Source organism: Streptomyces sp. NPDC097129, from assembly GCF_055668065.1.
Window position 1 is genome coordinate 185,616 of record NZ_JBVOQE010000008.1, and the last position, 25,964, is coordinate 211,579.

The 25,964-nt window shown below is 73.9% G+C and carries 23 protein-coding genes; 11 read left to right on the forward strand and 12 right to left on the reverse strand.

Annotated features, from left to right (window positions below; all coding sequences use genetic code 11):
• Positions 1–86 precede the first annotated feature (86 nt).
• Entirely contained in the window at positions 87–1,013 is a 927-nt protein-coding gene (locus AC0B9F_RS23475) for an SMP-30/gluconolactonase/LRE family protein (protein WP_472005669.1), read from the forward strand.
• A gap of 32 nt (positions 1,014–1,045) precedes the next feature.
• Complete coding sequence (gene nadE / locus AC0B9F_RS23480; protein WP_472005671.1) at positions 1,046–1,876, forward strand: ammonia-dependent NAD(+) synthetase; 831 nt, start codon at positions 1,046–1,048, stop codon at positions 1,874–1,876.
• Positions 1,877–2,078: 202 nt separating this feature from the next.
• On the opposite strand, the gene AC0B9F_RS23485 is transcribed toward nadE, so the two are convergent.
• Positions 2,079–3,929 carry a glycoside hydrolase family 35 protein gene (locus tag AC0B9F_RS23485; RefSeq protein WP_472005673.1) on the reverse strand — a complete coding sequence of 617 codons (1,851 nt, stop codon included), beginning with the start codon at positions 3,927–3,929 and terminating at the stop codon, positions 2,079–2,081.
• 144 nt (positions 3,930–4,073) lie between these two features.
• Between AC0B9F_RS23485 and AC0B9F_RS23490 the strand changes: the two genes are divergently transcribed.
• A complete protein-coding gene (locus AC0B9F_RS23490) occupies positions 4,074–5,165 on the forward strand; it encodes a LacI family DNA-binding transcriptional regulator (RefSeq protein WP_472005675.1) in 1,092 nt (363 codons plus the stop codon).
• A 327-nt stretch (positions 5,166–5,492) separates the two neighbouring features.
• On the opposite strand, the gene AC0B9F_RS23495 is transcribed toward AC0B9F_RS23490, so the two are convergent.
• On the reverse strand, positions 5,493–7,073 hold the full coding sequence (locus AC0B9F_RS23495; protein WP_472005677.1) for an adenosine deaminase family protein: 1,581 nt from the start codon (positions 7,071–7,073) through the stop codon (positions 5,493–5,495).
• A 163-nt stretch (positions 7,074–7,236) separates the two neighbouring features.
• On the reverse strand, positions 7,237–8,616 hold the full coding sequence (locus tag AC0B9F_RS23500; RefSeq protein WP_472005679.1) for a hypothetical protein: 1,380 nt from the start codon (positions 8,614–8,616) through the stop codon (positions 7,237–7,239).
• Positions 8,617–8,729: 113 nt separating this feature from the next.
• Here AC0B9F_RS23500 and AC0B9F_RS23505 point away from each other — a divergent pair, with 113 nt between their 5' ends.
• On the forward strand, positions 8,730–9,974 hold the full coding sequence (locus AC0B9F_RS23505; RefSeq protein WP_472005681.1) for a molybdopterin-dependent oxidoreductase: 1,245 nt from the start codon (positions 8,730–8,732) through the stop codon (positions 9,972–9,974).
• Between the two features lie 313 nt (positions 9,975–10,287).
• Here AC0B9F_RS23505 and AC0B9F_RS23510 read toward each other — a convergent pair whose 3' ends face one another.
• The 3 genes from AC0B9F_RS23510 to AC0B9F_RS23520 form a co-directional block, all read right to left on the reverse strand.
• Positions 10,288–11,118, reverse strand: coding sequence for a class I SAM-dependent methyltransferase (locus AC0B9F_RS23510; protein ID WP_472006109.1), 831 nt, complete (start codon positions 11,116–11,118; stop codon positions 10,288–10,290).
• Between the two features lie 95 nt (positions 11,119–11,213).
• Complete coding sequence (locus AC0B9F_RS23515) at positions 11,214–11,831, reverse strand: TIGR04282 family arsenosugar biosynthesis glycosyltransferase (protein WP_472005683.1); 618 nt, start codon at positions 11,829–11,831, stop codon at positions 11,214–11,216.
• Positions 11,828–12,532: a glycosyltransferase family 2 protein gene (locus AC0B9F_RS23520; protein ID WP_472005685.1), complete on the reverse strand. Its 705-nt coding sequence runs from the start codon at positions 12,530–12,532 to the stop codon at positions 11,828–11,830. The genes AC0B9F_RS23515 and AC0B9F_RS23520 overlap by 4 nt, the downstream gene beginning before the upstream one ends.
• 114 nt (positions 12,533–12,646) lie before the next feature.
• Between AC0B9F_RS23520 and AC0B9F_RS23525 the strand changes: the two genes are divergently transcribed.
• Together AC0B9F_RS23525 and AC0B9F_RS23530 are read left to right on the forward strand one after the other, a co-directional pair.
• Positions 12,647–13,390 carry a response regulator transcription factor gene (locus AC0B9F_RS23525; protein ID WP_472005688.1) on the forward strand — a complete coding sequence of 248 codons (744 nt, stop codon included), beginning with the start codon at positions 12,647–12,649 and terminating at the stop codon, positions 13,388–13,390.
• Position 13,391: 1 nt separating this feature from the next.
• Entirely contained in the window at positions 13,392–14,504 is a 1,113-nt protein-coding gene (locus tag AC0B9F_RS23530) for a sensor histidine kinase (protein WP_472005690.1), read from the forward strand.
• A gap of 78 nt (positions 14,505–14,582) precedes the next feature.
• Here AC0B9F_RS23530 and AC0B9F_RS23535 read toward each other — a convergent pair whose 3' ends face one another.
• The 4 genes from AC0B9F_RS23535 to AC0B9F_RS23550 all read right to left on the reverse strand — a co-directional run bounded on the left by AC0B9F_RS23535 (position 14,583) and on the right by AC0B9F_RS23550 (position 18,217).
• Positions 14,583–15,572 carry an NAD-dependent epimerase/dehydratase family protein gene (locus AC0B9F_RS23535; RefSeq protein ID WP_472005692.1) on the reverse strand — a complete coding sequence of 330 codons (990 nt, stop codon included), beginning with the start codon at positions 15,570–15,572 and terminating at the stop codon, positions 14,583–14,585.
• A gap of 74 nt (positions 15,573–15,646) precedes the next feature.
• Positions 15,647–16,024, reverse strand: coding sequence for a hypothetical protein (locus tag AC0B9F_RS23540; RefSeq protein ID WP_472005694.1), 378 nt, complete (start codon positions 16,022–16,024; stop codon positions 15,647–15,649).
• A gap of 83 nt (positions 16,025–16,107) precedes the next feature.
• Complete coding sequence (locus tag AC0B9F_RS23545) at positions 16,108–16,983, reverse strand: ribonuclease BN (protein WP_472005696.1); 876 nt, start codon at positions 16,981–16,983, stop codon at positions 16,108–16,110.
• A 256-nt stretch (positions 16,984–17,239) separates the two neighbouring features.
• A complete protein-coding gene (locus AC0B9F_RS23550; protein WP_472005698.1) occupies positions 17,240–18,217 on the reverse strand; it encodes an ATP-grasp domain-containing protein in 978 nt (325 codons plus the stop codon).
• Positions 18,218–18,728: 511 nt separating this feature from the next.
• Between AC0B9F_RS23550 and AC0B9F_RS23555 the strand changes: the two genes are divergently transcribed.
• The 3 genes from AC0B9F_RS23555 to AC0B9F_RS23565 all read left to right on the forward strand — a co-directional run bounded on the left by AC0B9F_RS23555 (position 18,729) and on the right by AC0B9F_RS23565 (position 20,728).
• On the forward strand, positions 18,729–19,250 hold the full coding sequence (locus tag AC0B9F_RS23555; RefSeq protein WP_472005700.1) for a hypothetical protein: 522 nt from the start codon (positions 18,729–18,731) through the stop codon (positions 19,248–19,250).
• A gap of 124 nt (positions 19,251–19,374) precedes the next feature.
• The gene (locus AC0B9F_RS23560; RefSeq protein WP_472005702.1) at positions 19,375–20,049 is read left to right on the forward strand and encodes a class F sortase; all 675 of its coding nucleotides are present in this window, start codon (positions 19,375–19,377) and stop codon (positions 20,047–20,049) included.
• Positions 20,050–20,086: 37 nt separating this feature from the next.
• A complete protein-coding gene (locus tag AC0B9F_RS23565) occupies positions 20,087–20,728 on the forward strand; it encodes a carbonic anhydrase (RefSeq protein WP_472005704.1) in 642 nt (213 codons plus the stop codon).
• Between the two features lie 57 nt (positions 20,729–20,785).
• Here AC0B9F_RS23565 and AC0B9F_RS23570 read toward each other — a convergent pair whose 3' ends face one another.
• Positions 20,786–21,316, reverse strand: a complete 531-nt coding sequence (locus AC0B9F_RS23570) for a potassium channel family protein (protein WP_472005706.1) — start codon at positions 21,314–21,316, stop codon at positions 20,786–20,788.
• On the reverse strand, positions 21,313–22,683 hold the full coding sequence (locus AC0B9F_RS23575; protein ID WP_472005708.1) for a chloride channel protein: 1,371 nt from the start codon (positions 22,681–22,683) through the stop codon (positions 21,313–21,315). The genes AC0B9F_RS23570 and AC0B9F_RS23575 overlap by 4 nt, the downstream gene beginning before the upstream one ends.
• A gap of 215 nt (positions 22,684–22,898) precedes the next feature.
• On the opposite strand from AC0B9F_RS23575, the gene htpG reads away from it, so the two are divergent.
• The gene (gene htpG / locus AC0B9F_RS23580; RefSeq protein WP_472005710.1) at positions 22,899–24,800 is read left to right on the forward strand and encodes a molecular chaperone HtpG; all 1,902 of its coding nucleotides are present in this window, start codon (positions 22,899–22,901) and stop codon (positions 24,798–24,800) included.
• 87 nt (positions 24,801–24,887) lie between these two features.
• Positions 24,888–25,871, forward strand: a complete 984-nt coding sequence (locus tag AC0B9F_RS23585) for a S1C family serine protease (protein WP_472005712.1) — start codon at positions 24,888–24,890, stop codon at positions 25,869–25,871.
• The last annotated feature ends 93 nt before the right edge of the window (positions 25,872–25,964 follow it).

Sequence of the window (25,964 nt, forward strand, 5' to 3'; positions counted from 1 at the left end):
GGAAGGGCCCCGGCCCAGGTCCGTGCCGGGTGCTCGCCGTGACGTATGGTCGGAGCGGTATGCGCAAGCACGGTGGAGGTGACGGCATGCCCGATGAGCGACCGCAGCTGTACGAGATCCTCGACGAGCGGTTCCGCACGGGTCGGTGCCACGCGGGCGACTCACGGCTGGAGAAGCTCTACGACGGCTGCCGCTGGGCCGAGGGCCCGCTCTACGTGCCCGCCGGCCGGTATGTGCTGTGGAGCGACATCCCCAACGACCGCCTGCTGCGCTGGGACGAGACCACCGGCGCGGTCGGCGTCTTCCGCACGCCCGCCGGCCACCCCAACGGCAACACCCTGGACCGCGAGGGCCGCCTGATCACCTGCGAGCAGGGCAATCGCCGTGTCACCCGCACCGAACACGACGGTTCCCTCACCGTGCTCGCCGAGCGGTTCGGGGGCAAGCGGCTCAACAGCCCGAACGACGCCGTCGTGAAGTCCGACGGGTCGATCTGGTTCTCCGACCCCGACTTCGGGATCACCACCGACTACGAGGGCCACCGCGCCGACAGCGAGATCGGCGCCTGCAACGTGTACCGCGTGGACCCCGGCACCGGGGAGGTCCGGCTGGTCGCCGACGGCTTCGGCGGCCCCAACGGGCTCGTCTTCTCGTGCGACGAGCGGCGGCTGTACGTGTCCGACAGCCGCGCCAACCACATCCGCGTCTTCGACGTCCGCGAGGACGGCACCCTCGGCGAGGGCGAGGTCTTCGCGGAATGCGGGACCGGAACCTTCGACAACATCCGCTTCGACGACGCCGGCCGGCTGTGGGCCGCCGCCATGGACGGCGGCGTGCACTGCTACGACCCCGACGGCACCCTCCTCGGCCGCATCCTGGTCCCGGACGTCGTCGCCAACATCCGCTTCGGCGGCGCCAAGCGCAACCGCTTGTTCATCGCCGCCGACACCGCCCTGTACTCCCTTGTCATGTCCGTCACGGGTACCGCGCCGTTGCCGGGTACCCGTCCCTGAAGAATCCGCAGACCCGTACCGAAGGAGCAACCGTGACCGACCCGGCGTCCATGGCCGTGCAGCAGGAGATCGCCCGTGAGCTGGAGGTGAGCGCCGACTTCGACGCACAGCGGGAGATCGAGCGCCGGGTGGCGTTCCTCGCCGACCGGCTGACCTCCACCGGCCTGCGCGCCCTGGTGCTGGGCATCAGCGGCGGCGTGGACTCCTCCACCGCGGGCCGGCTGTGCCAGCTCGCCGTGGAGCGGGCCCGGGCGGCCGGGCACGACGCGACGTTCTTCGCGATGCGGCTGCCTTACGGCGTGCAGGCCGACGAGCACGACGCGCAGCGGGCGCTGGAGTTCATCCGGCCCGACCGTGTGCTGACCGTCGACATCCGGCCCGCGAGCGACGCGGCCCTGGCGGCGCTGCTGGCCGGTGACACGGTGTTCCGCGACGACCACCACCAGGACTTCGTGCACGGCAACGTCAAGGCCCGGCAGCGCATGATCGCCCAGTACGCGGTGGCCGGCGCGCACGACGGCCTGGTCGTCGGCACCGACCACGCCGCCGAGGCGGTCTCCGGCTTCTTCACCAAGTACGGCGACGGCGCGGCCGACGTCGTGCCGCTCACCGGCCTCACCAAGCGGCGCGTGCGGGCACTGGCGGACGCCCTCGGCGCACCCGCCGAGCTGGTGTGGAAGACGCCGACCGCGGATCTGGAGACCCTGAACCCGGGCCGGCCCGACGAGGACGCGCTCGGCGTCACCTACGACGACATCGACGACTTCCTGGAGGGCAAGCCGGTCGGCGAGGAAGCCTTCGCGGCCATCGTCCACCGCTACCGGATCACCGAGCACAAGCGCCGTCTGCCGATCGCCCCCTGAGCCGGCCGGACCCGGGCGGGAAGCGAACGGCTCCCTGCCCGGGCGAGCGCCTACTGGAAGCAGAAGGTGAGGCGGCGTCCGACGTCTCGGAAGTGCGGGAACGTGGCGACGACACGGCGCCGGGCCGCGGCTTCGGTCAGCAGCGCACCGGCGGCTGCCCGGGGGCATGGGGTCCTCCGGGGGACGCGGAAACAGCGGCTGTTCAGTCGAAGGTCTCGATGTACTCCTCGGCGGGGCCGAGGTCCGGCCGGTCCTCCAGGGCGAGATGCTCACCGAGATGCTCGAGCTCCAGGACCGTCAGGGTGTTCTCGCCGGCCCGCAGCATCGGCCCGGGAACGTAGTAGGTGCTCTGCGGACCGATGTCCCAATAGCGCCCGAGGAGCGTGCCGTTGACCCATACGAAACCCTTGCCGAAGCCGGGCAGGCGCAGGAAGGCGTCGGCGGGCACGCCGACGGTGAGGGTCGCGGTGGCGAGTCCGGCCCGGCCGTCGGCCGGCGCCGCCACCGTGGCAGCCGCCAGGTCCCGCGCCGTCCACTCGTCCAGCGGCAGCCGGTACATGGTCCAGCCGTGCACCAGCCGGCGCTCCACGCGCACCCCGCCGAGGATGCCCTTGCCCTGGCCGAGCAGCGGCCCGTAGTTGATCCGCCCCTGGTTTTCCACGAGCAGCGCCAGCCGGACCCTCTTCCCGGCCCCGTCCACCATGAACGAGGCGGTCTCCGTCTCGAGTACGGCCACGGGTGCGCCGTCGACGAACACCTGGGCCCGGTCGTGCAGTCCGGTCACCGTCACCTCGTGGCGGCCCTCGGGCAGCAGTGGTTCGGCCTCGTAGAGCACAAGACCGGCCGACTGACCGAGCTCCTCGAAGCTGAGCGGTCCCGGCCCCCGCACCGGCTCACCCGTCGCACGCAACGCGTCCAGCAGCGCGGCGCCGTGGGTCACGGAAAGCGAGCGGGGCTGGAGCACCGGCGGATCGGGGGGCACCGCGGGCAAGGCAGTGCCGCGCATGGCGGCCAGCCGCTCCCGCAGCGCGAAGAACTTCTCGGTGAGCGCCCCGTGTTCGGCGATCGGCGCGTCCGAGTCGTAGCTGGTGACGGTCGGCTGGAGCCGCTCGCCGTCGTGGTTGGCGCCCGCCCACAGACCGAAGTTGGTGCCGCCGTGCGCCATGTACAGGCTGACCGAGCCGCCCGCGTCGAGGATGCCGCCGACGTCCTCGGCGGCGCTGCGGGCCGAGCGCACATGGTGCTTCTCGCCCCAGTGGTCGAACCAGCCGTTCCAGAACTCCGCGCACAGGAACGGCTCGCCCGGCCGGCGCGCCCGCAGCAGCGCCGCCGCCTGCTCGGGCCGCGAGCCGAACGTCGCCGCCGCCAGCTCCCCGGGCACACTGCCCCCGTCCTGCATCAGCGCGGTCGGCCCGTCGGCGGTGTAGAGCAGCTCGGTGATCCCCCGCTCGACCAGGGCGTCGCGCACCCAGCGCAGATAGGCCGCGTCATCGCCGTAACTGCCGTACTCGTTCTCGATCTGCACCGCGACCACGGGCCCGCCACGACTCGCCTGCAACTCCGCGATACGCGGCACGACCTGATCGAACCAGCGCCCCACCGCATCCACGAACGACGCCTGGGAGGTCCGCAGCCGTACGCCGGGCATGCCGGTCAGCCAGGCGGGCAGCCCGCCGTTGTCCCACTCGGCGCAGATGTACGGCCCGGGGCGCACGATCGCGTCCAGCCCCCGCTCCTGCGCCAGCCGCAGAAAGCGGCCCACATCGCGCGGGCCGTCGAAGCGCACGTCACCCGGCGTGCGCTCGTGGAAGTTCCACGGCACATACGTGTCCACGGTGTTCAGCCCGAGCGCGGCGAGCCGGTCCAGCCGGTCGGCCCACTGCCCGGGATGGACCCGGAAGTAGTGCAGCGACCCCGCGAGCACGCGATGCGGACGCCCACCGCGCGACAGCCCGCCGTCGGCGTACCGCAACAGGGGAGCGCCGTCACCGCTCTTTGTTATCGATATCCCCCCAGGGGGCGAGGCCTCTTGACCCACAACGGACCGCTTCATACCTCTCCCCAAACGTGGCGACGGCCGCCACTATGACAGAGGATGTTATCGATGCTAACACCGCTGACCACCCCTCCCGGCGCCCCCGCCCCCCAGCGCCATGTGGGCGATATCATCAAGCCCACCGACCCGGGGAAGGGGCACATGGCGCATCGGACTGCCGACGTGGACAGACCACCCGCGATGGCGGACGTGGCACGGCTCGCGGGGGTCTCGGCACAGACCGTCTCCCGCGTGCTCTCCGGGCACCCGAACGTGCAGGAGAAGACCCGCACCAAGGTCCTCGCCGCCGTCGAACAGCTCGGCTACCGCCGCAACAACGCCGCCCGCGCCCTGTCCTCCGGACGCAGCCGCACGATCGGCGTGGTCACGCTGCAGACCACGTTCTACTCGCGCGCCGCCGTCACCTCCGGCATCGAGAACGCGGCCCGCGAGGCCGGCTACACGGTCAGCACCGCGACGACGGCCTCCCTCGACACCGCGGCCATCGAGGACGCCCTGTCCCGCCTGGCCGACCAGGACGTCGAGGGCGTGGTCCTGTCCGTGCCGCTCACCCACACCAGCCCGCGGATCGAACAGCTCACCCGCTCCGTCCCCACCATCACCATCGACGGCTCCCGCACCGCCGCCACCGAGGTGGTCGCCGTCGACCAGGCCCTGGCCGCGCGCCTCGCGACCCGTCACCTGCTGGACCTCGGCCACGACACGGTCTGGCACATCGCGGGCCCCGAGGAGTGGCTGGAAGCGGCAGCCCGCCGCGACGGCTGGCGCGCGACCCTGGAGGAGGCCGGCCGCCCGGTCCCGCCCCCGCTGGAGGGCGACTGGTCACCCGGGTCCGGCTACCGCAACGGACTGATCCTCGGCCGCATCCCCGACGCCACGGCCGTGTTCGTCGCCAGCGACGAGATGGCGTTCGGCGTGATCCGGGCCCTGCACGAACTGGGCCGCCGCGTGCCCGAGGACATCTCCGTGGTCGGCGTCGACGACATCGAACTCGCCGAGTACTGCTCGCCCTCCCTCACCACGGTGGCGCAGCCGTTCCCGCAGATGGGCGCCCTGGCGGTGACCCACCTCCTACGCCACATCGAGGACCCCGACGCCCGCACGGAACCGGCGCTGGTGGAACCCCGCCTGCTGGTCCGGGCGAGCACGGCCCGCAGCCGCGCACGGCGGGAAGGGGACGCGGCGGGGGGTGTCCGCCCGCAGCGGCCGGCGTCAGGAGACGGCACCCCCTGAGAAACAGCACCGCCGGACCGAGGACGGACACCCCCCGCCGCGGCCCCGACGCACACCGGACACCAGGCGCGACCCCCACCACAACGAACCCGCAGGGGCCGCCGCAGGCACCAAGGGGCGCGGGGAACGGCGCGAGCAACCACACGCACCCGCACACGCACCGCGAGCAACCACAACGCACACGCACCGCGAGCAACAACGCACCCGCACCCGCACCGCGAGCAACCCCAACGCACCCGCAGGGGCCGCCGCAGGCACCAGGGGGCGCGGGGAACGGCGCAAGAAGCCACAACGCACCCGCACCCACACGACGGCCCCAGCGGAGCGTCACCGCATCAGAGCCGCAGCCCGCTCAAACTCCCGAAACGCACCTTCCTGCCGCCACTCGACGGCAGCCTTCGGGCTCGATGCGAGAAGCCGCCGGCACGCGCTCCCGGGCATCTCCCGCCCGGGCTCCGCCCCGCGGCAGGCCGCGACCGGCACATACCCGTCCCGCGTCGGATTGCCCCGCCACAGACTCTCTCCGGGCAGGAACGCGTACTCCAGCGAGGCACGGGCGAGATCCTTCAGCTCCGGATACGACAGCCCGTACGTCTGCGCGGCGTACTGGTACTCGTGCGTGACGTCGATCCGGCTCACCCCGGGATCATCGGTGGCCAGCACCACCGGCACGCCGAAGGCACGGTACGTGGCGAACGGATGGTCGTCGCCCCGCACCCCGAGGATCTGCGCGTTGCTGCTGAACGGCACCTCGACGGCGATCTCACGGTCCGCCATGGTCCGCGCCGTCCGCTGCCAGTCGTCCTCGTGGACCAGGTCCACCCCGTGCCCGATCCGCTCGGCCCCCGCGACGTTCACCGCCTCGGCGATGTGGGACTTCAGATCGGCCGGCTTGACGAGACCGGGCCACAACTCCCCGGCGTGCAGGGTGACATGCGCCTTGGGGTAGACGCCCCGCAGGTACCGCACCATCCGCATCTGCAGGCTGTAGTCGCGCAGCGAGCTGTCCCAGTCCTCCGGCTGCACAAGGTTGACCGCGACGAACCGCGGGTCGCGCTCGGCCAGCCGCATGCCGAGGGCCAGCTGCGTGAACACCCGCTCCGGGGCGCTGCCGCGCGACGCCTGCGAGATCCACCGGACCTGAAGCCCGCATCCCGGCCGGGCCTGCCGCGTGCCGCAGTGCGACGTCGCACGGAACTCGGCGTCGGAGGCGTCGGCCTCCTTGCGGGCCTCGGTCACCAGCGCGTCGAGCTTCCCGCCGGCCGTCAGCCTGCCGTGCAGCCGGGCCAGATCGGCGTCCCACCCGACCTCGTTCGCGAGCTTCTTCGCGCCGTCGGAGGCCGGCGAGACCATGGTCTCCAGATAGAACTGGTTGTCGCGTACGACGTCGTCGGCGACCTCGGACAGCAGTTTGCCGCGATGCCGCCAGGTCACCTCGCCGAACTTGCCGAAGGTGTCGAAGAAGTGGTCGTGGCCGTTGCCGTCGGGCGGGAAGTCCTGCATGGACCACTCCCGCACCAGCGCGTCGTGGAAGGCGCGGTCGGTGCGCGCGTCGGCGGCCGGCCGGGTGCCGGCCCCGCACGGCGGGGCGACCGCGGTCATCGTCGCCGTGTCGACGCACAGCCCGTCCTCGGCGGCCAGCTCGATCAGGTACTCGGTCGTCACCGCACCGGAGAGGTGGTTGTGCAGCTCGCCGCCCTTGGGCATGGCCTCGAAGAAGCGGCGCAGCAGCCGCGGGTCGTCGCGTACGACGGAAAGGTAGGCGTCGGTGCTCCGCTCGGAGGGCGTGGCCGGCCGGGGCGCGGACGCGGCGGCGTGCGCGGGCGGCACGGGCAGCAGACTCAGCACGCCGAGCGCGGCGGTGAACAGCAGGCCGCGACGGCGGGGGAGTGGGGAGGTGTAGGTCACCGCACCATGATCATCGCGCGGGGTCGCGTTGTTCCGGCAGCGCACCGGACGATCACTCGCGGAGGCGACACCGGTCAACCACCGCTGACGTAGGGATCCGGCGGCCCCGCGGCGTCGGTGCGACCGGGGGGAACGTGGCGTGGGTGACGCGTCCGCCCGGCTGTCACCAGCCCGTCCACAGGAGGTGGTTGAGCAGGAGGGCGAGCAGCGCCTGCGCGGCGAGCCAGGCCCGCGGCCGGGGCAGGAGCGCGCCCGCCGGCAACAGCCACACCGCGAACGGCAGCCAGATGCGCTCCGTCTCCGCCTTGCTCATGCCGGACAGGTCGGCGACGAGGAGGGCGAGCAGGGCGGCGTACACGAGCACCGTCAGGCGCAGCTGCGGAGAGGGGCCGGCGCCGGCCGGGGCGGTACGCAGCGCCCCGCGCTTGGCGACCAGCGCCCCGCGTTCGCCGGCCAGAACCGCGCCCGCCCGCCGCAGCCCCGCCACGGTCGCCACCCCGACCACCAGGACGGTGCAGGCCAGGTTCGCCCACACCCAGTAGCCGTACGGGCGCACGCCCCCCGCGCCCTGGTAGTAGCGCTGGACCAGCAGCCGGTACGCCTCCCACCAGTCGAACCCGGCGAGCGTGAACAGCACCGGCACGACCGCGGAACCGGCGAGCAGGAAGCCGGAACCGCGCAGCAGCACGCGGGCCGGCGGCCGCGTGAGCAGCACCACCGCCGCCCCGACCAGCGCCATCAGCGTGAGCCCGTACGACAAGTAGCAGGTCAGCCCGAACAGCAGCCCCGACCCGAACGCCGCCGCCGGGGACCGCCGGGTCACCGCGACCGCGAGCAGGGCCACCGACCAGGCGGCGACGGCGGCGAAGTACGCGTCGGGAGACGTCCCCATCCACACGGCTGCCGGGGCGAGGACCAGGAACGGCGCCGCACGCCGGGCCGGCTCCTCCCCGGCCAGCAGGCGCACCGCCACCAGCACCGCCACGCACGCCGTCGCGCCGACCGTGATGCACCAGGCCCCGGCCCAGCCGCCGCCGCGCAGACCGGCCCGGTCCAGCAGCACGAAGGTGAGCGTCGCGGCCGGCGGATGACCGGCCACATGGGCGGGCCAGTTGCCGGGGGAGTGCAGCAGGATGTGGTGGGTGAAGTCCCGCAGGGCGGCCGGGATGTCGTGGAAACGGCCGACGACCTGGAGGTACTCGTGGCGCGTGGTGAGCCGGCCGACGACACCGCGGCGCCAGCCGTCGACCAGGGCCAGCGACCAGATCCAGGCCAGCGCCGAACCCCAGGCCGCGGCGAGCAGCGCCCGCCAGGGCAGCCGGGCCGCCGCCACCGGGCCGTAGCCCACGACCAGGGCCGCCACCACCAGGGTGGCCGGGGTGCCGGGGCCGGTGTGCGGGCCCCAGGTCCCCACGAGCGGCGGCCAGTCGACGAACAGCCGGTGCGGGAAGTCCCGGATGTGGCGGCCGATGAACACCGCCGCCGCCACGAGCAGGGCGGCGGCGGCGACGGCGTACAGGTCACGGCGGAGGGCTCGGTTCACACCGGCACGCTAGGGCGAACGGACCTCCGGAAGATGCCCCGACGGCACGACGTCAGCGTTTCGTCATGGTTCGCAGCGCCGCCGTGGCGCCGATCGCGGCCTACGGTCGGCACATGCGCGACCTACGGCTTCCCACCTCGCCCGGTTTCTGGCGCAGCCCGCTGCGCGGGCCGTGGTTCACCTCGGTGCTCGGACTGGTGCTGCTCGTCGGCATCACCGTGCTGTTCGTGACCGGACTGGTGTCCTACGCCGCCTACAACCCGGGGCTGTCCCCGGTGAACGACAAGACCCCCGGCAAGGGCGTCCTGGGCTTCTACCTCTTCTCCTGGCCGACCGGCCCGGTCTGGCTGTACCGGCTCACCCAGGGCGTGCACGTCACGCTCGGCATCACCCTCATCCCGGTGCTGCTGGCCAAACTGTGGTCGGTGGTGCCCAAGCTGTTCGCGCTGCCGCCGGCCCGCTCGCTCGTACACGCCCTGGAGCGGATCTCGCTGCTCCTGCTCGTCGGGGGAGCGCTGTTCGAGTTCACCACCGGCGTGCTCAACGTCCAGCTCGACTACCTCTTCCCCGGCTCCTTCTACCCGCTGCACTTCTACGGGGCCTGGGTCTTCTTCGCCGCGTTCGTGGTGCACGCCGTGCTGCGGGTGCCGGCCGCCGTACGGAACGTACGCCGGCGGGCGCAGCCCCCGCCCCCGGACGCGCTGGGCGCGGACCTCGTCTCCCCGCGGCCGGATGCACCGAGCGTGTCCCGCCGCGGGGCGCTGTGGCTGGTCGGCGGCGGTTCACTGCTGCTGTTCGCCACCAGCGCCGGCCGCAGCTTCGACGGGCCGCTGCGGCGCACCGCGCTGCTCACCCCGCACGGATGGGCGGAGCCGGGCGACGGACCGAACGGCTTCCAGATCAACAAGACCGCCGCGTACGCCGGCATCCACGCCGCGGAGACCGGCGACGAGGCGTGGCGGCTGGCCGTCACCGGCCGCACCGGCACCGTCCGCCTCAGCCGCGCCGAGCTGCTGCGGCTGCCCCAGACCAGCGCCGCGCTGCCGATCGCGTGCGTGGAGGGCTGGTCGACCTCGGACCAGTGGTGGCGCGGGGTACGGCTGCGCGACCTCGCCGCGCTCGTCGGCCACGACGACCCGGTCGACGTCCTCGCGGAGTCGCTCCAGCGGCACGGCGCCTTCCGGCGGTCCGCGCTCAGCGCCGACCAGGTCGCCGACGGCCGCAGTCTGCTCGCTTTGTCCGTCAACGGCGAGCCCCTCACCCTGGACCACGGCTTTCCGGCCCGGGTGATCGTCCCTGCGGCACCCGGTGTGCTGAACACCAAGTGGGTGGCCCGGCTGACCTTCGGAGCCCTGTGATGCGACACCGGATCACCCTCGGCAGCCCGCTCCAACTGCTGCTTCTGGCCTGCTCGTTCGCCCTCGCCGGGTATGCCGGAGTGCGGCTGCTGGCGGGCGACTGGTTCGGCGTCGCGCTGTGGTTCGCCGGCGCGGCGCTGCTGCACGACCTGGTGCTGCTGCCGCTGTACGCCGCCCTGGACCGTGCCCTGCTGCGGGCGTGCGGCGCGTTCGGAGGCCGCGCGTGGGCACCTTATGTGCGCGTGCCGGCCGCGCTGTCCGGCCTCCTGCTCCTCGTGTGGTTCCCCCTGATCAGCGGCCAGGTGGCCGGCTCCTACCGGAGCGTCGCCGGGCTGTCGGCGGACGGCTTCCTGGCCCGCTGGCTGCTGATCAGCGCAGCCCTGTTCGGCGGTTCCGCGGTGCTGCTGGTGTGGCGGCTGCGCAGGGCGACGAAGCACCGGCCGCCCGCCGTCCACTGATCCCCGGTACGCCAGCCCGCGTGCCGGGCGCGACGCACCAGCGCGGGCGTGCCGATGCGCGCCCACGGGAACGGGCTGCCGGCCGCACCGCCCAGGCCGGTGAGGCGGACCGTGACCCGTTCGTCGACGTCGGCCGGCGCCGTCTCGACGAGCGCCAGGCCACCGGGCGCGAGCACCCGGGCCAGCCGGTCGAGCAGGGCGGAGGGATCACCGCCGATGCCGATGTTGCCGTCCAGCAGCAGCGCGGTACCCCAGCGGCCCTCGCCGGGCAGCGACGCGAACACGGACCGGCACAGGACAGAGGCCTTCGATGACGTCACCGCCCAGTCCCCGCCGTGCGGCGGTGCGCCGACCCCGGGGTGCGGGGACGCGCAGGTCCCGGGGGGTGCGCAGGGATCGCCCGGTGGTGGTGTGGTCGCCCCGGCGGTGGGTGCTGGGCGAAGCCGTCGGCGGGTGTGTGCGACGGCTGCCTCGCTGACGTCGAGGCCCAGCACCGGCCGCCCCCGCGCCGCGAGCGCCGCGACCAGTCGGCCCGGACCGCAGCCGACGTCGAGGACGGTGCCCTCGCAGCGGTCCAGTGCGTCCAGGTCCACCGCGTCGGCGTCGGCGCACCAGCGCTCCACCTCCAGCGGCAGCAGCCACCCGTCGGCCCGCCGCAGGAACAGCGGCCCGCGCCCGGCGCGCAGCGCCCCGACGTACGGCTCGTCCCCGGCCCACGCGGGCCCCCCACGCGCGGCGCTCCGGTACCGGGCTGCCGGCGGCGGAGCCTCGTGCGTGGCGCTCACCGGGCCGAGGCCGTGCGGAGCCGGGACAGTTGCGCGGCGAATCCGCCGTGGGGGGACTGCGCGGCGACCGCCGCCGCGTCGTCGGCCGTGTCCACGTCACGAAGCCGGGGCAGGTCGCGCACGCGCAGCCCCGCCGCGAGCAGCCGCTGCCGTTGCACGGCCCCCGTCACCCGGGTCGACATGGGCACGCCCCGCACCAACCGGGGGTCGGGCGCGGCCAGGCCGAGAGCCCAGAAGCCGCCGTCCTCGGCGGGGCCGAACCACGCGTCGCAGTCGGTGAAGTCCACGTCGAGCAGGCGAGGTGTGACCTGCGGGGTGTCCATGCCGATGAGCAGCGCCGGGCCGTCGCAGCCGGCGAAGGCGCCGGCGAGCCGCTCGTCCAGCCCGCCGCGGCACTGCGCCACGACGTCGAAGCCGGGCGGCAGCCACGGTCCCGGGCTGCCGTCCAGGACGAGCAGACGCCGGGCCGCGGGCGTCGCCGCGACCGCGGTCAGGGTGTCCGCGAGCGCGGCCTCGGCGAGCGCGGCCGCCTGCCGTGGCGTGAACGGCGGGGTGAGGCGTGTTTTGACGCGGCCGGGGCGGGGTTCCTTGGCGATGACGACCAGCGTGGTCACCGTGTCCCCCCGTCCGCGGCCGGCTCGGCCAGGGTCCGGCTCATGTCCCGTACCGCCTGCCAGGTGCCGCGCCAGGTGCCGGTCACCTTGGAGGCTCCGGTGCGCGGCAGATACGGCACGTCGTGCTCGGTGATACGCCAGCCGGCGTCGGCGGCCCGGACGACCATCTGCAGGGGATAACCGCTGCGCCGGTCCGTCAGGCCGAGGGCGAGCAGCGGCTCGCGGCGGGCGGCCCGCAGCGGGCCGAGGTCGCGCAGCCGCAGTCCGGTGCGGCGGCGCACCAGCCGGGCCAGGGCGAGGTTGCCGGCGCGGGCGTGCGCCGGCCAGGCGCCGCGGCCCCGCGGCCGGCGCCGCCCGAGGACCAGATCCGACGCGCCGGAGCCGATCTCGTCGACGAACGGCACCAGCAGGGACGGGTCGAGCGAGCCGTCGCAGTCGCAGAAGCAGACGATGCCGGCGCTCGCCGCGGTCAGCCCCGCGTGGCAGGCGGCGCCGAACCCGCGCCGCGGCTCGTGCACGACCGTGGCGCCGAGGTCGCGGGCCAGCTCCGCGGAGCCGTCGCTGGAGCCGTTGTCCACGACGAGGGCCCGCCAGCCGGGCGGGATGCGGGCCAGTACCCAGGGGAGCGCCTCGGCCTCGTCGAGGCAGGGCAGGATCACGTCGACGCCGCAGCGGGCGGAAGAGGTCGTCACGGCACTCACCCTACGGACGCAAAACGGTCATTCCGGGCTGTGGCTCCTTACGAAACACGGACATCGGACCGGTCTGACCCTCCGTGAGCCGCACCGGCACGGCCGCGGTGCGAGGCTGGACCCATGCAGCAGTCGCACCCCTTCGCGCAGCCCGCGGCCGACGGCCCCGCGGCACCCTCCGGCCGGGTCCTGGTCGTCGACGACGACCCCACCGTCGCCGAGGTCGTCGCCGGCTACCTGGTCCGCGCCGGCTGCGTGGTGGACCGCGCGGCGGACGGCCCCAGCGCGCTGGAGCAGGCCGCCCGCAACCGCCCCGACCTGGTCGTCCTCGACCTGATGCTGCCCGGTATGGACGGCCTGGAGGTGTGCCGCCGGATACGGGAACGCGGACCCGTCCCGGTGATCATGCTCACTGCCCGCGGCGACGAGGACGACCGCGTCCTCGGGCTGGAGGTCGGCGCCGACGACTACGTCACCAAGCCCTTCAGCCCCCGGGAACTGGTGCTGCGGGTGCAGTCGGTGCTGCGCCGCACCCGGCCGGGACCGGCGGCGGCGCCGCTCGCCGCGGCCGGACTCACCGTCGACCCGGCCGCCCGCCGCGCCACCCGCGGAGGAGTCGAACTCGCTCTGACGCTGCGCGAGTTCGACCTGCTCGCCTTCTTCCTGCAGCACCCCGGCCGCGCCTGCAGCCGTGAGGACCTCATGCGTGAGGTGTGGGGCTGGGACTTCGGCGACCTGTCCACCGTCACCGTCCATGTGCGGCGGCTGCGCGCCAAGGTCGAGGGCGATCCGGCCCGGCCGCGTCTGATCCAGACCGTGTGGGGGGTCGGCTACCGGTTCGACCCCGCCGGTGGCGAGGAGGGCTGACGTGTCCGACACCGCGCTGATCGCTCTGTACGCCTTCTGCGGCGCCGCCGCCACCGGTCTGGTGGGCGCAGGCGTCCTGCGGCTGATCCGTCGGCGTTCCCTGACCGCCTCGCTGACCGTGGTCGCGGCGGTGGCCGTGGGCGCGATGCTGGCCGGCACCCTGGCGGTGGCGCAGGCGATGTTCCTGTCCGCGCACGACCTGAGCGTCGTCACCACCGTCGTCGCGATGGCGGCCGTCGTCTCCCTGGTGACCGCGTCGCTGCTCGGGCGCTGGGTGGTGGCCCGCAGCAGGGAACTCGCCCTGGCCGCCCGCTCCTTCGGCGACGCCGGCTCCTTCGCCGCGCCCGACGGCCCGACGACGGCCGAACTGGACGAGCTGAGCCGGGAGCTGGCGGCCACCAGCGCCCGGCTCGCCGAGTCCCGGGAACGCGAACGCGCCCTGGAGTCCTCCCGCCGCGAACTCGTCGCGTGGATCTCGCACGATCTGCGCACCCCGCTGGCCGGCCTGCGGGCCATGGCGGAGGCGCTGGAGGACGGGGTGGCCGCCGACCCCGACCGCTATCTGCGGCAGATGCGCACCGAGGTGGAACGCCTCAACGACATGGTGGGCGACCTGTTCGAGCTGTCCCGCATCCACGCCGGCACCCTCGCCCTGACCCGCTCCCGGATCTCCCTGTACGACCTGGTCGGCGACGCCCTCGCCGGGGCGGGCCCGCTGGCCCGCGAGCACGGCGTACGGCTCGTCGGCGACCGTGTCGAACCGGTGCCGGTGGAGGTGGACGGCAAGGAGATGAGCCGCGTGCTGGGCAACCTGCTGATCAACGCCATCCGCCGCACCCCGGCCGACGGCACGGTCGCGGTAGCCGCCGAACGCGCCCCGCACGGCGTGGTGCTGTCGGTGACCGACGGCTGCGGCGGCATCCCCGAGGAGGACCTGCCGAGGGTGTTCGACACCGGCTGGCGCGGCTCCGACGCGCGCACCCCGCCCGCCGGCGCCGGCCTGGGCCTGGCGATCGTCCGCGGCATCGTCGAGGCCCACCAGGGCCGGGCCGCCGTCCGCAACGTCGTGGGCGGCTGCCGCTTCGAGGTCGTCCTGCCGGCCGCCGAGGCCTGACGGCTCGCGCTCTCGGCCCGGGGCATACCCCTCCGGTCGGCTCGCCGCCGACCGGAGGGGTATGCCCCGGGCGGGGGTTCACGCCCCGGCCGCGAACTCCCGCATACCCTCCTCGAACCCCACCCTCGGCCGCCAGCCCAGCTCGGCCCGCAGTCGCGAGGAGTCCGCCGTGATGTGCCGGACGTCGCCCAGCCGGTACTCGCCCGTCACCACGGGCTGCGGGCCGCCGTGCGCCGCCGCGAGCGCACGCGCCAGCTCGCCCACGGTGCGCGGCTCGCCGCTGCCGGTGTTGTACGCGGTCAGCGTGCCCTCGGCCGAACCGGCCTCCACAGCCGCCACATTGGCCGCGGCCACGTCCCGCACGTGCACGAAGTCACGTCGCTGGCACCCGTCCTCGAACACCCGGGGCGCCTCGCCCCGCGCGAGCGAGGAGCGGAAGAACGAGGCCACCCCCGCGTACGGGGTGTCCCGAGGCATCCGCGGGCCGTAGACGTTGTGGTAGCGCAGCGACACCGCCGCACCGCCCGTGGAGCGCGCCCAGGCGGCCGCCAGATGTTCCTGGGCGAGCTTCGTCGTCGCGTAGACGTTGCGCGGATCGACCGGGGCGCCCTCGCCGACCAGGCCGGGCTCCAGGTCGCCGCCGCATCCCTGGCACCGCGGCTCGAACCGCCCCGCCGCCAGGTCCGCCACGGCTCGCGGCCCCGGTCGGACCGCCCCGTGCGCGGAACAGGTGTACCGCCCCTCCCCGTAGACCACCATCGACCCGGCCAGCACCAGGCGCCGCACCTTCGCCCGGGCCATCGCCGCGAGCAGGACGGCGGTGCCCAGGTCGTTGTGCGAGACGTAGTCCGGGGCGTCGGCGAACCCGGTGCCGAGACCGACCATCGCGGCCTGATGGCACACCGCGTCGACGCCCGACAGCGCCCGCCCCACCGCCGTCGCGTCGCGCACGTCCGCGGCGGGGTCGGTTCGCACGTCGAACGCCACCGCGTCGTGTCCGCGCTCGGTCAGTGCCTCGACGACATGGGACCCGATGAAGCCGGCGCTGCCGGTGACCAGTACACGCATGGGCGCAGGCTAGGCCCGCGACGGGTGCGCCGGTGGGTTGCGGCCCGGCACGTCACGACTTCGTAAGGGGTGGATCAGCCGTCGGAGTAACGGACGTCGCCGATGGTCCAGGCGGTCACCTCCTCGATCGCGACGCGGTACATGCCGCCGCTCTCGGGGATGCCGGTGGTGCCCTGGATGATCCGCGCCAGGTGGAAATGCAGGTGCGTGGGGGACCCCGAGTGGTCGGGGGTGTCCGTCTCCTCGTGCCCCGCGGTGAAAATGCCGGCGAACCGGCTGAGCCGAGCGGAGTCCCGCAGCACTTCGGCGACCCGCTGGCGCCAGACCGTCTCCGGCGCGAGCCGCCCGGTGAGCACGGCTCCGTCCACGACCACGGTCAGCGACATCTGGTTGCTGTGCCCGGCCTCCACGTGCGCGGCGATCTCGACCAGCAGCTTGTCAGGGTGTGACATGGGCCGACTCTATCCAATGTCCACTGCGGCCCGGATCCGGGGCACGATCACCTCTTCGAGGCGGGGTCGTCGCGTGGCTGGTCTCAGCGCCGCCGCGGCGGGCCGGGGTCCGGGCCCGGGGGCTGGGGGGCCGGGGGGCGGGTCGCGGCCGGTGTGGTCGGGGGGCCGCCGCCCCGGGTGTGGCCCCACAGGTGGTGGGCGTACAGCCAGTGGCCGAACATCGAGCCGCCGTAGACGACGAAGCCCACCCCGATCAGCCACGACTCGACGACCAGGACGATGCCGACCGTGCCGTAACTGATCGTGTTGTCGACGATCAGGGGCGTGAAGACGAGGTAGGAGAACCCCCGGAGGCCGACCAGGCCCACCATCGTGGCGACCGAACCCGGCAGCAGGTGCAGCCAGCGCACCTGCCCCCCGAGCAGGAAGTACTGGCCCCACCAGAAGAACACGATGCCCGTCGCGGACGACAGGGCGATCCGCTCCGGCCCGGTCAGGGCCGCACGGGTCTGCGCCTCCTGGTACAGGTACACGGTGAGCGCCGCGAGCCAGGCCGCCTGCCGCCAGACCCTGTGCCACGGCCCCGGGGGCAGGTGCCAGATCCGCTCGTAGCCGTTCTGCACGCTGCCCGCGAAGGACACACCGAACACGGCCAGCGCGATACCGCCCCACACGCTGGTGGTGCTGACCACGTGGCTCGGCGGGCTGCTGATGTCGGTGAGGATCTTCGCGGAGCGGCCGGACAGCCCCATGCCGTCGGCGAGCCACGCCGAGAAGCCCCCGCGCGCCAGCGGATCCGCCGCGGCCACCACGATCAGCAGCGGGGCCAGAGTCACCAGGGCCAGGGTGGCGAACCCCATGGCCCGGTGCATCAGCTCCAGTTCCCTGCCGCGCCGCAGGAGATGGTGATCCCTGACCCAGTTCACTCCCTGGTGGAGCACGCGCAGACCTCTGTTCACGGGGTGCTCTTCCGTCGGCTCGCGACGCACACACAGCGCTCACCTCAGCCTACTTGCCCAGCCCGCCCGAGCCAGTCGCCGACGGAAGGCCGATCGGATGACCCGCCCCCAGCCCGCCAGCCCGCCAGCCCGTCGCCGCGGTGCCGCCCGCCGCCCGTGCCGCCTGCTGCCCGCGCTGCCCACCGCCCCGGTGCCGCCGCCGCCCGCGCCGTCCACTGCCCGGCGCCCGCGTCACCGTCCGCCCCGCCGTGCTCCCTCACCCCTCCGACGCCGCCCCCGCCGGAGCGCGGCCGCCCGGACGCTGTGCGAGGGCGGCGTCCAGATGCGCCCGCACGTACGGCACCGCCACCGTCGGCAGTTCGCCGTCGACGAAGGCCGGCTGGACGTTGACCTCGAAGACGACCCCGCCCTGCTCCACGGCCAGGTCCACCCCGGCGAACGGCAGCCCGACCGACGCGGTCGCCGCGACGGCCAGCTCGGCCAGTCGCGGCGGCAGGTCGGCCGGCGCGATCGGCACCGCTGTCGCGCCCTGACAGGTGTTGCACGGCGTGTCCAGCGCCCGCTGCAGATGCTCCCGGGCGTGCACGACACGGCCGTGCAGCACGAAGACGCGGAACTGGTGGCGCCGCCCGTCGGCCGTGAAGTTCCCCGCGTCCCGCGACAGCAGCCAGTCCGTGCCCCGCTCGGCGTAGAAATCCGCCGCCCGCTCCAGTTGCCCGGAGCCGGTGACGTGAAAGGTGTCGTTGCCGCCCGTGCCGACCACCGGACGGGCCCACGCGTCCCGCCCCAGCTTGCCGAAAGCGGCCGCGGCCTCCTGCCGCGACGGCCGGGACAGCACCACGGTCTCCATGTGGGCCACCCCGTCCCGCGCGAAATGCGCGATCGTGCGGTCCTTGTGCGTCGCCGCCCGCCACCCCTCCGGGGTGCCCGCCAGCGGCGCCACCGCGGACCGCCCCAACACCCGCTGGAAAGCGGCCAGTTCATGCCGCCGCTCGGGCCGGATCTCGTACAGCACGACCACGTCCGGCACCACGTCCACGCCCTCGTCCGCGACCCGCAGCCGCACCCGCCCGCCCTCCGGTACGGCCCGCCCGGCGCCGCCGGCCGCGAAGTACCGGGAGTCCAGCCGCAGCGGGGGAGCGCCGGTGAGCAGCTCGACGGCCCGGGCGAGGTACTCCCGGCAGCCCTCGGGCGACGTGGGGTCGGCGATCAGAGCGACACAGGGTCGGGACACGGTGGCCTCCAGCGGCATTCGACGCGCCCGGGGGAGCCGTGCCGCACGGCGGCGCGGCCCGGGGGCGGGCTACGGGACGGTGTGCCGTTCACAGGGGCGATCGCCGGTGCCCCTCGCGCCACGCCCGTCCCCATGGCGAGGGCGGATGCGGGCGGCGACCGGGGCCGGAGCCGGTGACCAGGAGCGTCACACTGTAGGTGCCCCGCCGAGCCGCCTGCCAGGGCGCACACCCGGCGGTACTGCTCCCGTCCCGCGCCGCCCGCGCCGCCACCTGCCCGGCAGCCTCCTTGACACCCGCCCCGCCCGGGCCCCCGCCCTGCCCACGCGCCCGGAGCGGCGCGGACGGGCCGTCCGGAGGCGGCCGGATGCCGCCGTAGGGGTGGGGTCGTAACCCGTGTGAGCGCCCTGAATGGTGCCCGGGCCGGTCTTGACTGACGGTGGATCACGCCAGGGCCGGGTCTCTCCAGCTGACAAGGCGTCGGCTGCCCGGCCGTGACGGAAGGACTGTCGAATGCGTTCTGCCCGCATCCTGCTCGCCACCGCGACGGCCACCGCGGCTCTCGCCATCGCCGCACCCGCCTACGCAGAGGGGTCCGGTGGCTGGGACCACGACGACTCCTCCTACAGCAAGGAGCACGACAATTCCTACGGCAAGGAGCACGACAAGGACAGCAGCCACGGCAAGCCGCAGGGCGGAATGCACACGGGTGGCGGAGCACTGACCCTGACCTCCAACGACGACTGGGGCAGCAGCCCCCGGGACCCCAAGCAGGACCCGGAGACGTACAAGAAGGACAGCGGCGGCTCCGACTGGGGCGGCAAGACCGCCGGCAACGACACGTGGGGCGGCGGCGGCCAGGACAGCGGTTCCTGGAGCGGCGGTGACCACGAGAAGCCGCACGGCGGCATGCACACCGGTGGCGGCGCGCTCGCCACGTCGGGCGTGACGGCCGGCGGGCTCGCCGCGGTCGCGGTGGCCGGCACCGGCCTGTACGTACTGCGCCGTAAGAAGGTCGCCGGAAGCGTGGCCTGACCATGCCCGACGACATAGCCGACATAGCCCCACGGGCCGCCGCACGCGCATCCAGCCGGCGGCGGCCCCGCCGCTCGATCCCCCGGTCCTCGCCGCTGCCGTGCCCGAATGAGGTGGTGTTCCGATGGCAGCAAACCCCCCGTCCTCCCCCGAGACAGATCCGCAGCCGCCCAAACGCGGACCGCGCACCCTCGCGACCCTCTTCTGGGCCGCCGTGGCGCTCGTCGTCGGCGTCGGTCTCGCCGGCCACCACGACAACTCCGCTCCCGGCGCCGGACCCCGGCCGCACGCCGCGCCGGCCGTCGCCGCCACGCCGTCGTCCGCCCCGGCCGAGGCCGGACGCCATCTGCCGCGCGCCCGGCCGACCCGTCTGCTGATCCCCGCGATCGCGGTCGACGCGCCCTTCACCGACCTCGTCATCGACGCGTCCGGCCGGCTCCAGCCGCCCCCGGCCGACGACACCAACCTCGTCGGGTGGTACGCCAAGGGGCCCTCACCCGGTGAGGCGGGCACGTCGGTCATCGCCGGGCACGTCGACACCAAGACCTCCGCGGCCGTCTTCGCCCGGCTGTACGAACTGCAGAAGGGCGACCTCATCTATGTCGACCGGGCCGACGGACGCCGGGCGGCCTTCGTCGTCGACAGCGCGGAGACCTTCGACAAGGACGACTTCCCGAGCGACCGCGTCTACGCCGACACCCCGCAGCCGGAGGTCCGTCTGATCACCTGCGCCGGCAGCTACGACCGATCCGCAAAGGACTACACCCAGAACCTCGTCGTTTTCGGCCACCTGGCCTGACCCGGCGTGGCTCACGACCACCCAGTAACCTGTGGCCATGACTGATGCGCCGACCCTCTCCGCCCGCGAGGCGTTCGATCTGCTCCTCGACGGCAACCAGCGATTCGTCTCGGGTGCTCCCCGGCACCCCAACCAGGACGCCGCCCGCCGCGCCGAGATCGCGCCGTCCCAGAAGCCGTTCGCCGTCCTCTTCGGCTGCTCGGACTCCCGGCTGGCCGCCGAGATCATCTTCGACCGCGGCCTCGGTGACCTCTTCGTGGTCCGCACCGCGGGCCACGTGGTGGGTCCGGAGGTGCTCGGCTCCATCGAGTTCGGCGTGAGCGTCCTCGACGCCCCGCTGGTCGTCGTCCTCGGCCACGACTCGTGCGGCGCCGTCAGCGCGGCCTGCTCCGCCCTGGAGAACGGCCAGACGCCCGGCGGTTACGTCCGTGACATCGTCGAGCGTGTCACGCCCAGCGTGTTCGCCGCCCGTGCGGCCGGGGACACCAGCGTGGAGGCGGCTCTGGACGAGCACATAAAGCGCACCGTGGACCTGCTGCTGGAGCGCTCCCGCGACCTCGCCGAGCGCGTCGAGGCGGGCAAGGCCGCCGTGGTCGGCCTGTGCTACCGGCTGGTCGACGGCAGCGCCCGGATCGTCGCCTCGCGCGGCATCGACGTCACCGAGCCCGTCCGCTCCTGACCAGGGGTACGACCCGGCCGGTCCCGCTTCGGCGGGGCCGGCCGTTCGCATGAGGGCTCAGCTGTTCCGGCGGCCGCGGGTGCCGACCGCGCTGCGGATGCGGCGCGTCAGAGCGGTCGCCGCCGCCGTGAGGAACACGAAGTTGTACAGGATCTGCAGCATGGTCACCACCCGTGCCTCCTGCCCGGTCGGGGTGATGTCCCCGTAGCCGACCGTCGCCAGCGTGACCAGCGTGAAGTACAGGGCGTCGACCCGTGTGGCCAGGCCGGTGAACTCGCCCGGGTAGTGCGCCAGGACGAAGTAGGACGCGGAGAAGACCAGGACCGACGAGCACATCAGCAGCGGGATGATGACACCGGGATGCGCCCCGGGCCGCTCCAGGTGCACGGCGTGGATCTGCCGGAGCAGCAGCACGGCGAGCACGCTCAGGGCGACGATCAGCAGCACCAGGGCGAGGGCGGCGCGCCCGGGGCCCAGACGGTGCAGCGGCAGCAGGAAGTAGCCCAGCAGCATGGCGATCGCACCGGCCCCCGCGCCGAGCCACAGGCGCGGCGACGGCGACTTGTACCGGGGCGGCCCCCCGCTCACCGGTCGCCGCCCGCGGCCCGCCCGGCCCCGCGCCGCTCGAGGAAACGGCTGGTGAGGAAGGCGACGACGGCACAGATGACGATCAGCGGCATCTGGTCGTGGGCGTCCTTGCCGAGCAGCAGCACGGCCAGCACGGAGCTGGTCAGGGGCAGCCCGGTGACCGCGGTCGAGGCGGCGGCGACACCCAGCGCCAGGGCGGGGGTCACACCCAGGCCGGGCAGCCCCGAGCAGGCCACGCCCGTCGCGGCGCCGAGCAGCACGGCGGGGAAGATCGGACCGCCCCTCATGCTGCCCAGCGCGAGGCCGTAGGCGAGGCCCTTGCACAGGACGAGGGCGACCAGGGCGCCGACGGGCCAGGCGTGCGGCTGGGCGGCGAGGTGACCCAGGGTGGCCTGTCCGGAGAGCGCCGCCTCGGCGGGCGAACGGCCCGTGAGGAGGGCGTACGCCGAGAGGGCCGCTCCGCCGGTCACGGCACAGGCCACCGTCCGCCAGGCCGTGCCACGCCCCGTGGTCCACCGCCGGGTGCGCTCGCCCAGCCCGCGCGCGCCGGCGACGATCACGGCCATGAGCACCGCCGCCGGGACACCCCACAGGAAGTCGCCGGCGTCCGGGCGGACGTCCGGCGGCACCGTGGGCAGCGACAGCGCGCCGATGGACAGGCCCGTCCACTGCCCGAAACCGGTGAACACCAGGGCGCCGGCCGCACTCGCGGCCAGACAGGGCAGCAGCAGGATCGCCAGTTGCGGCGCGGCCGGCCCGGCGGCCTCGACGACCATCACGGCGGCGGCCAGCGGCCCGCCGAGGATGGTCGAGATGGCCGCCGTGGAACCCGTGGTGGCCACCACCGCCGTCACCCGCTCGTCCGCACCCGGCCGTACGGCGCGCAGGGCGAGCAGCGCGAGCGCGGAACCGACCGCCATGAGCGGCGCCTCGGGCCCGAGGACCACGCCGAGCGGGAGGGTGAGCAGCGCGGCGAGCGCCACGCCCGGCAGTTCGCGGGGGTGCGTCGGCGTAGCGCTCAGACCCCGCACGGGCAGATGGCCGCCGCGCCCGGGCAGCCGGGTCACGATCGGCGCCAGGATCAGCCCGGCGAGCGCGAGCGCCGGCAGCGGCCACCACCAGGGGGCGCGGCCGTGGCCGAGGGCGCGGGGGAGCCCCTCCCACACCTCGTGCTGCAGCCAGTGCTGGAGGCCGACGAAGAAGAACGCGGCCAGGGAGATCGGCACGCCGAGCAGCACCGACAGCAGCAGGAGCCGCAGATAGGCACGGCTGAGCAGCACGGGGCGCGGCGGCGCGCCTTCGTCCGGCGCCGGAGGTCCGGTGCCGTCCTGGAGTGGCCGGTTGCGGGGAGTCCATCGGGTGGGCACGCGGGTGCCTCCGTCGGGTGGGCCGGGCTGCGACGCGTGGGTGGGCTTCAGTAGACGATCGGCCCGCCTCCCGCGCACCCCGGGACGGCGGCGGATGAGCCGCCCGCGTCCCAAAGTCACCCTCCCGGCCTGACCAGGTGTTTTAAAGTAGCAGCACCAGTCACGGCCACCGAAGGTGACCGAAGCCAAAGCCATCAGTGAGGTAATCGCGAACCATGGCGACCGAAACGTTTGAGTTCCAAGTCGAGGCCCGTCAGCTCCTCCAGTTGATGATCCACTCGGTCTACTCGAACAAGGACGTCTTCCTGCGGGAGCTCGTCTCCAACGCCTCCGACGCGCTGGACAAGCTGCGCCTCGCCAAGCTGCGGGACGACACGCTCGACGCGGACGTGTCCGACCCGCACATCGAGATCGAGGCCGACAAGGACGCCCGCACACTCACCGTGCGGGACAACGGCATCGGCATGTCCTACGACGAGGTCGGGCGGCTCATCGGCACGATCGCCAACTCCGGCACCGCCCAGTTCCTCAAGGAGCTGAAGGAAGCCGAGGAGGAGGGCGGCGCGGAGGGCCTCATCGGCCAGTTCGGCGTCGGTTTCTACTCCGGCTTCATGGTGGCCGACGAGATGACCCTGCTCACCCGGCGGGCCGGCGAGAGCCAGGGCACCCGCTGGTCGTCCCGCGGCGAGGGCACGTACACCCTGGAACGCGTCGACGACGCCCCGCAGGGCACCGCCGTCACGCTGCACCTGAAGCCCGCCGACCCCGACAACCAGCTGCACGACTACACCTCCGAATGGAAGATCCGGGAGATCGTCAAGCGGTACTCGGACTTCATCACCTGGCCCGTCAAGCTCGTCCAGCCCCCGGGCGAGAGCGCCGAGGCGCCCGAGCCGGAGACGCTGAACTCGATGAAGGCGCTGTGGGCGCGTTCGCGCGAGGAGGTGTCCGACGACGAGTACCACGAGCTGTACAAGCACATCAGCCACGACTGGCGCGACCCGCTGGAGACGATCCGGCTCCAGGCCGAGGGCACCTTCGAGTACCAGGCCCTGCTGTTCGTCCCGGCGCACGCCCCGCACGACCTGTTCACCCAGAACCACCGGCGCGGCCTGCAGCTGTACGTCAAGCGGGTGTTCATCATGGACGACTGCGAGGAGCTGCTGCCGCCCTACCTGCGCTTCGTCAAGGGCGTCGTCGACGCGCAGGACCTCTCCCTCAACGTCTCCCGCGAGATCCTCCAGCAGGACCGGCACATCCGCGCGATGCGCAACCGGCTGACGAAGAAGGTCCTCGCCACCGTCAAGGAGATGCGCGAGAAGAACACCGAGCGCTACGCCACCTTCTGGCGGGAGTTCGGCGCCGTGCTGAAGGAGGGTCTGGTCACCGACGCCGAGAACCGCGACGCGATCCTCGCCGTCGCCTCGTTCGCCTCCACGCACAGCGCCGAGGAGCCGACGACACTCGCGGCTTACGTGGAGCGGATGAAGGACGGCCAGGAGGACATCTGGTACCTCACCGGCGAGTCCCGGCAGGCCGTGGAGAACTCCCCGCACATGGAGGCCTTCCGCGCCAAGGGCATCGAGGTGCTGCTGCTCACCGACCCCGTCGACGAGGTGTGGGCCGACGCCGTGGGCGCCTTCGAGGGCAGGCGGCTGCGCTCGGTCGCCAAGGGCGAGATCGACCTCGACGGTCAGGACGAGGAGCAGACCGACGGCGAGAAGGAGAAGCAGGCCGAGAGCTACGCCGGTCTGCTCGGCTGGATGAAGGAGCAGCTGGCGGACGACATCAAGGACGTCCGTCTGTCCTCCCGGCTCACCGTCTCCCCGGCCTGTGTGGTCTCCGACGCCGACGACCTGACGCCGGCGCTGGAGAACATGTACCGGGCGATGGGCCAGGAGGTGCCCCGCGCCAAGCGGATCCTGGAACTCAACCCCGGACACCCGCTGGTCCAGGGCCTCAACCGGGCCTTCCAGCAGGAGCCGCAGGACCGCACCCCCCTCACCGAGACCACCGAGCTGCTGCACAGCCTGGCGGTCCTGGCCGAGGGCGGGCAGCCGAAGGACCCGGCCCGTTTCGTGAAGCTGGTCGCGGAGCGGCTGGAGCGGTCGCTGTAGGCCCGCCGGGCCCGCCCGCAGCCGTTCCCCTTCCGCCCGCCCGGTGTAATCATGTAATCAACGCCGGGCGAGCGGAAGGGGCGCCCCGTGGCCGGGACTCTCTTCGAGCCCGACCGCTCCGGCGAGGAGCGGGCCGCGCTCGACACGTACTCACGCATCGTCACCTCGGTGGCCGCCGAGCTGACGCCGAAGGTGGCGGCGGTGACCGTCGCGCACCGGTGGACCCATGACCGGTTCGTGCGGGGCACCGGCTCCGCCGTGGTCTTCACCGACGACGGGTTCCTGCTGACCAACGCGCACGTCGTGGGCCGCTCCGACGCCGGTACGGCCTCCTTCGCCGACGGCACCACCGTGCCGTTCCACGTCATCGGCGCCGACCCGCTGTCCGACCTCGCCGTGGTCCGGGCCGACGGGCCGACCCCGCCGCCGGTGCGGCTCGGCGAGGCGGACACGTTGCGGGTCGGGCAGCTCGTCGTCGCCGTCGGCAACCCGCTCGGGCTGGCCGGCAGCGTCACCGCGGGCGTGGTCAGCGGCCTCGGCCGGTCACTGCCGACCAGCGCGGGCGTCGCCACCCGGGTCGTCGACGACGTCGTGCAGACCGACGCCGCCCTGCACCCCGGCAGCTCCGGCGGCGCGCTGGCCACCGCGGACGGGGCGGTCGTCGGCATCAGCACCGCCATCGCCGACATCGGACTCGGCCTCGCGATCCCGGTCAACGGCACCAGCCGGCAGATCATCGCCGCCCTGCTCTCGGCGGGCCGGGTGCGCCGCGCCTACCTCGGCATCGCCGGCACACCGGCCCCGCTGCCCCCGCCGCTGCGCGAGCGGACCGGACGGCGCACCGGACTGCGCATCGCCGAGGTCGTCCCCGCCTCCCCGGCCGCCCGCGCCGGCCTGCGCGCCGGAGACCTGCTGCTCACCGCCGACGGCGATCCGGTGGACAGCGCGCAGGCCCTGCAGCGCCGCATGCTGGAGGACGCCATCGGCCGCCCCCTCGCGCTGACCGCGCTGCGTGGCGACGCCCTGGTCGACGTGATCGCGACGCCCGCCGAACTGGTCGCGGAGGACTGAGCCGGCCCGCCCGGGCGGGCGGCACGTCTGTCGGCGTCGTCCTGCCGAGTCCTGCCGCACCCAGCGCGGCCGAGGTGACCGCCGGCTTGTCCC

Coding starts and splice junctions, on each gene's coding strand:
- AC0B9F_RS23560 (WP_472005702.1), top strand. CDS start 19,375: ATGGCAGCAAACCCCCCGTCCTCCCCCGAGACAGATCCGCAGCCGCCC.
- AC0B9F_RS23535 (WP_472005692.1), bottom strand. CDS start 15,572: ATGCGTGTACTGGTCACCGGCAGCGCCGGCTTCATCGGGTCCCATGTC.
- AC0B9F_RS23555 (WP_472005700.1), top strand. CDS start 18,729: ATGCGTTCTGCCCGCATCCTGCTCGCCACCGCGACGGCCACCGCGGCT.
- AC0B9F_RS23475 (WP_472005669.1), top strand. CDS start 87: ATGCCCGATGAGCGACCGCAGCTGTACGAGATCCTCGACGAGCGGTTC.
- htpG (WP_472005710.1), top strand. CDS start 22,899: ATGGCGACCGAAACGTTTGAGTTCCAAGTCGAGGCCCGTCAGCTCCTC.
- AC0B9F_RS23490 (WP_472005675.1), top strand. CDS start 4,074: ATGGCGCATCGGACTGCCGACGTGGACAGACCACCCGCGATGGCGGAC.
- AC0B9F_RS23525 (WP_472005688.1), top strand. CDS start 12,647: ATGCAGCAGTCGCACCCCTTCGCGCAGCCCGCGGCCGACGGCCCCGCG.
- AC0B9F_RS23485 (WP_472005673.1), bottom strand. CDS start 3,929: ATGAAGCGGTCCGTTGTGGGTCAAGAGGCCTCGCCCCCTGGGGGGATA.
- AC0B9F_RS23505 (WP_472005681.1), top strand. CDS start 8,730: ATGCGCGACCTACGGCTTCCCACCTCGCCCGGTTTCTGGCGCAGCCCG.
- AC0B9F_RS23540 (WP_472005694.1), bottom strand. CDS start 16,024: ATGTCACACCCTGACAAGCTGCTGGTCGAGATCGCCGCGCACGTGGAG.
- AC0B9F_RS23565 (WP_472005704.1), top strand. CDS start 20,087: ATGACTGATGCGCCGACCCTCTCCGCCCGCGAGGCGTTCGATCTGCTC.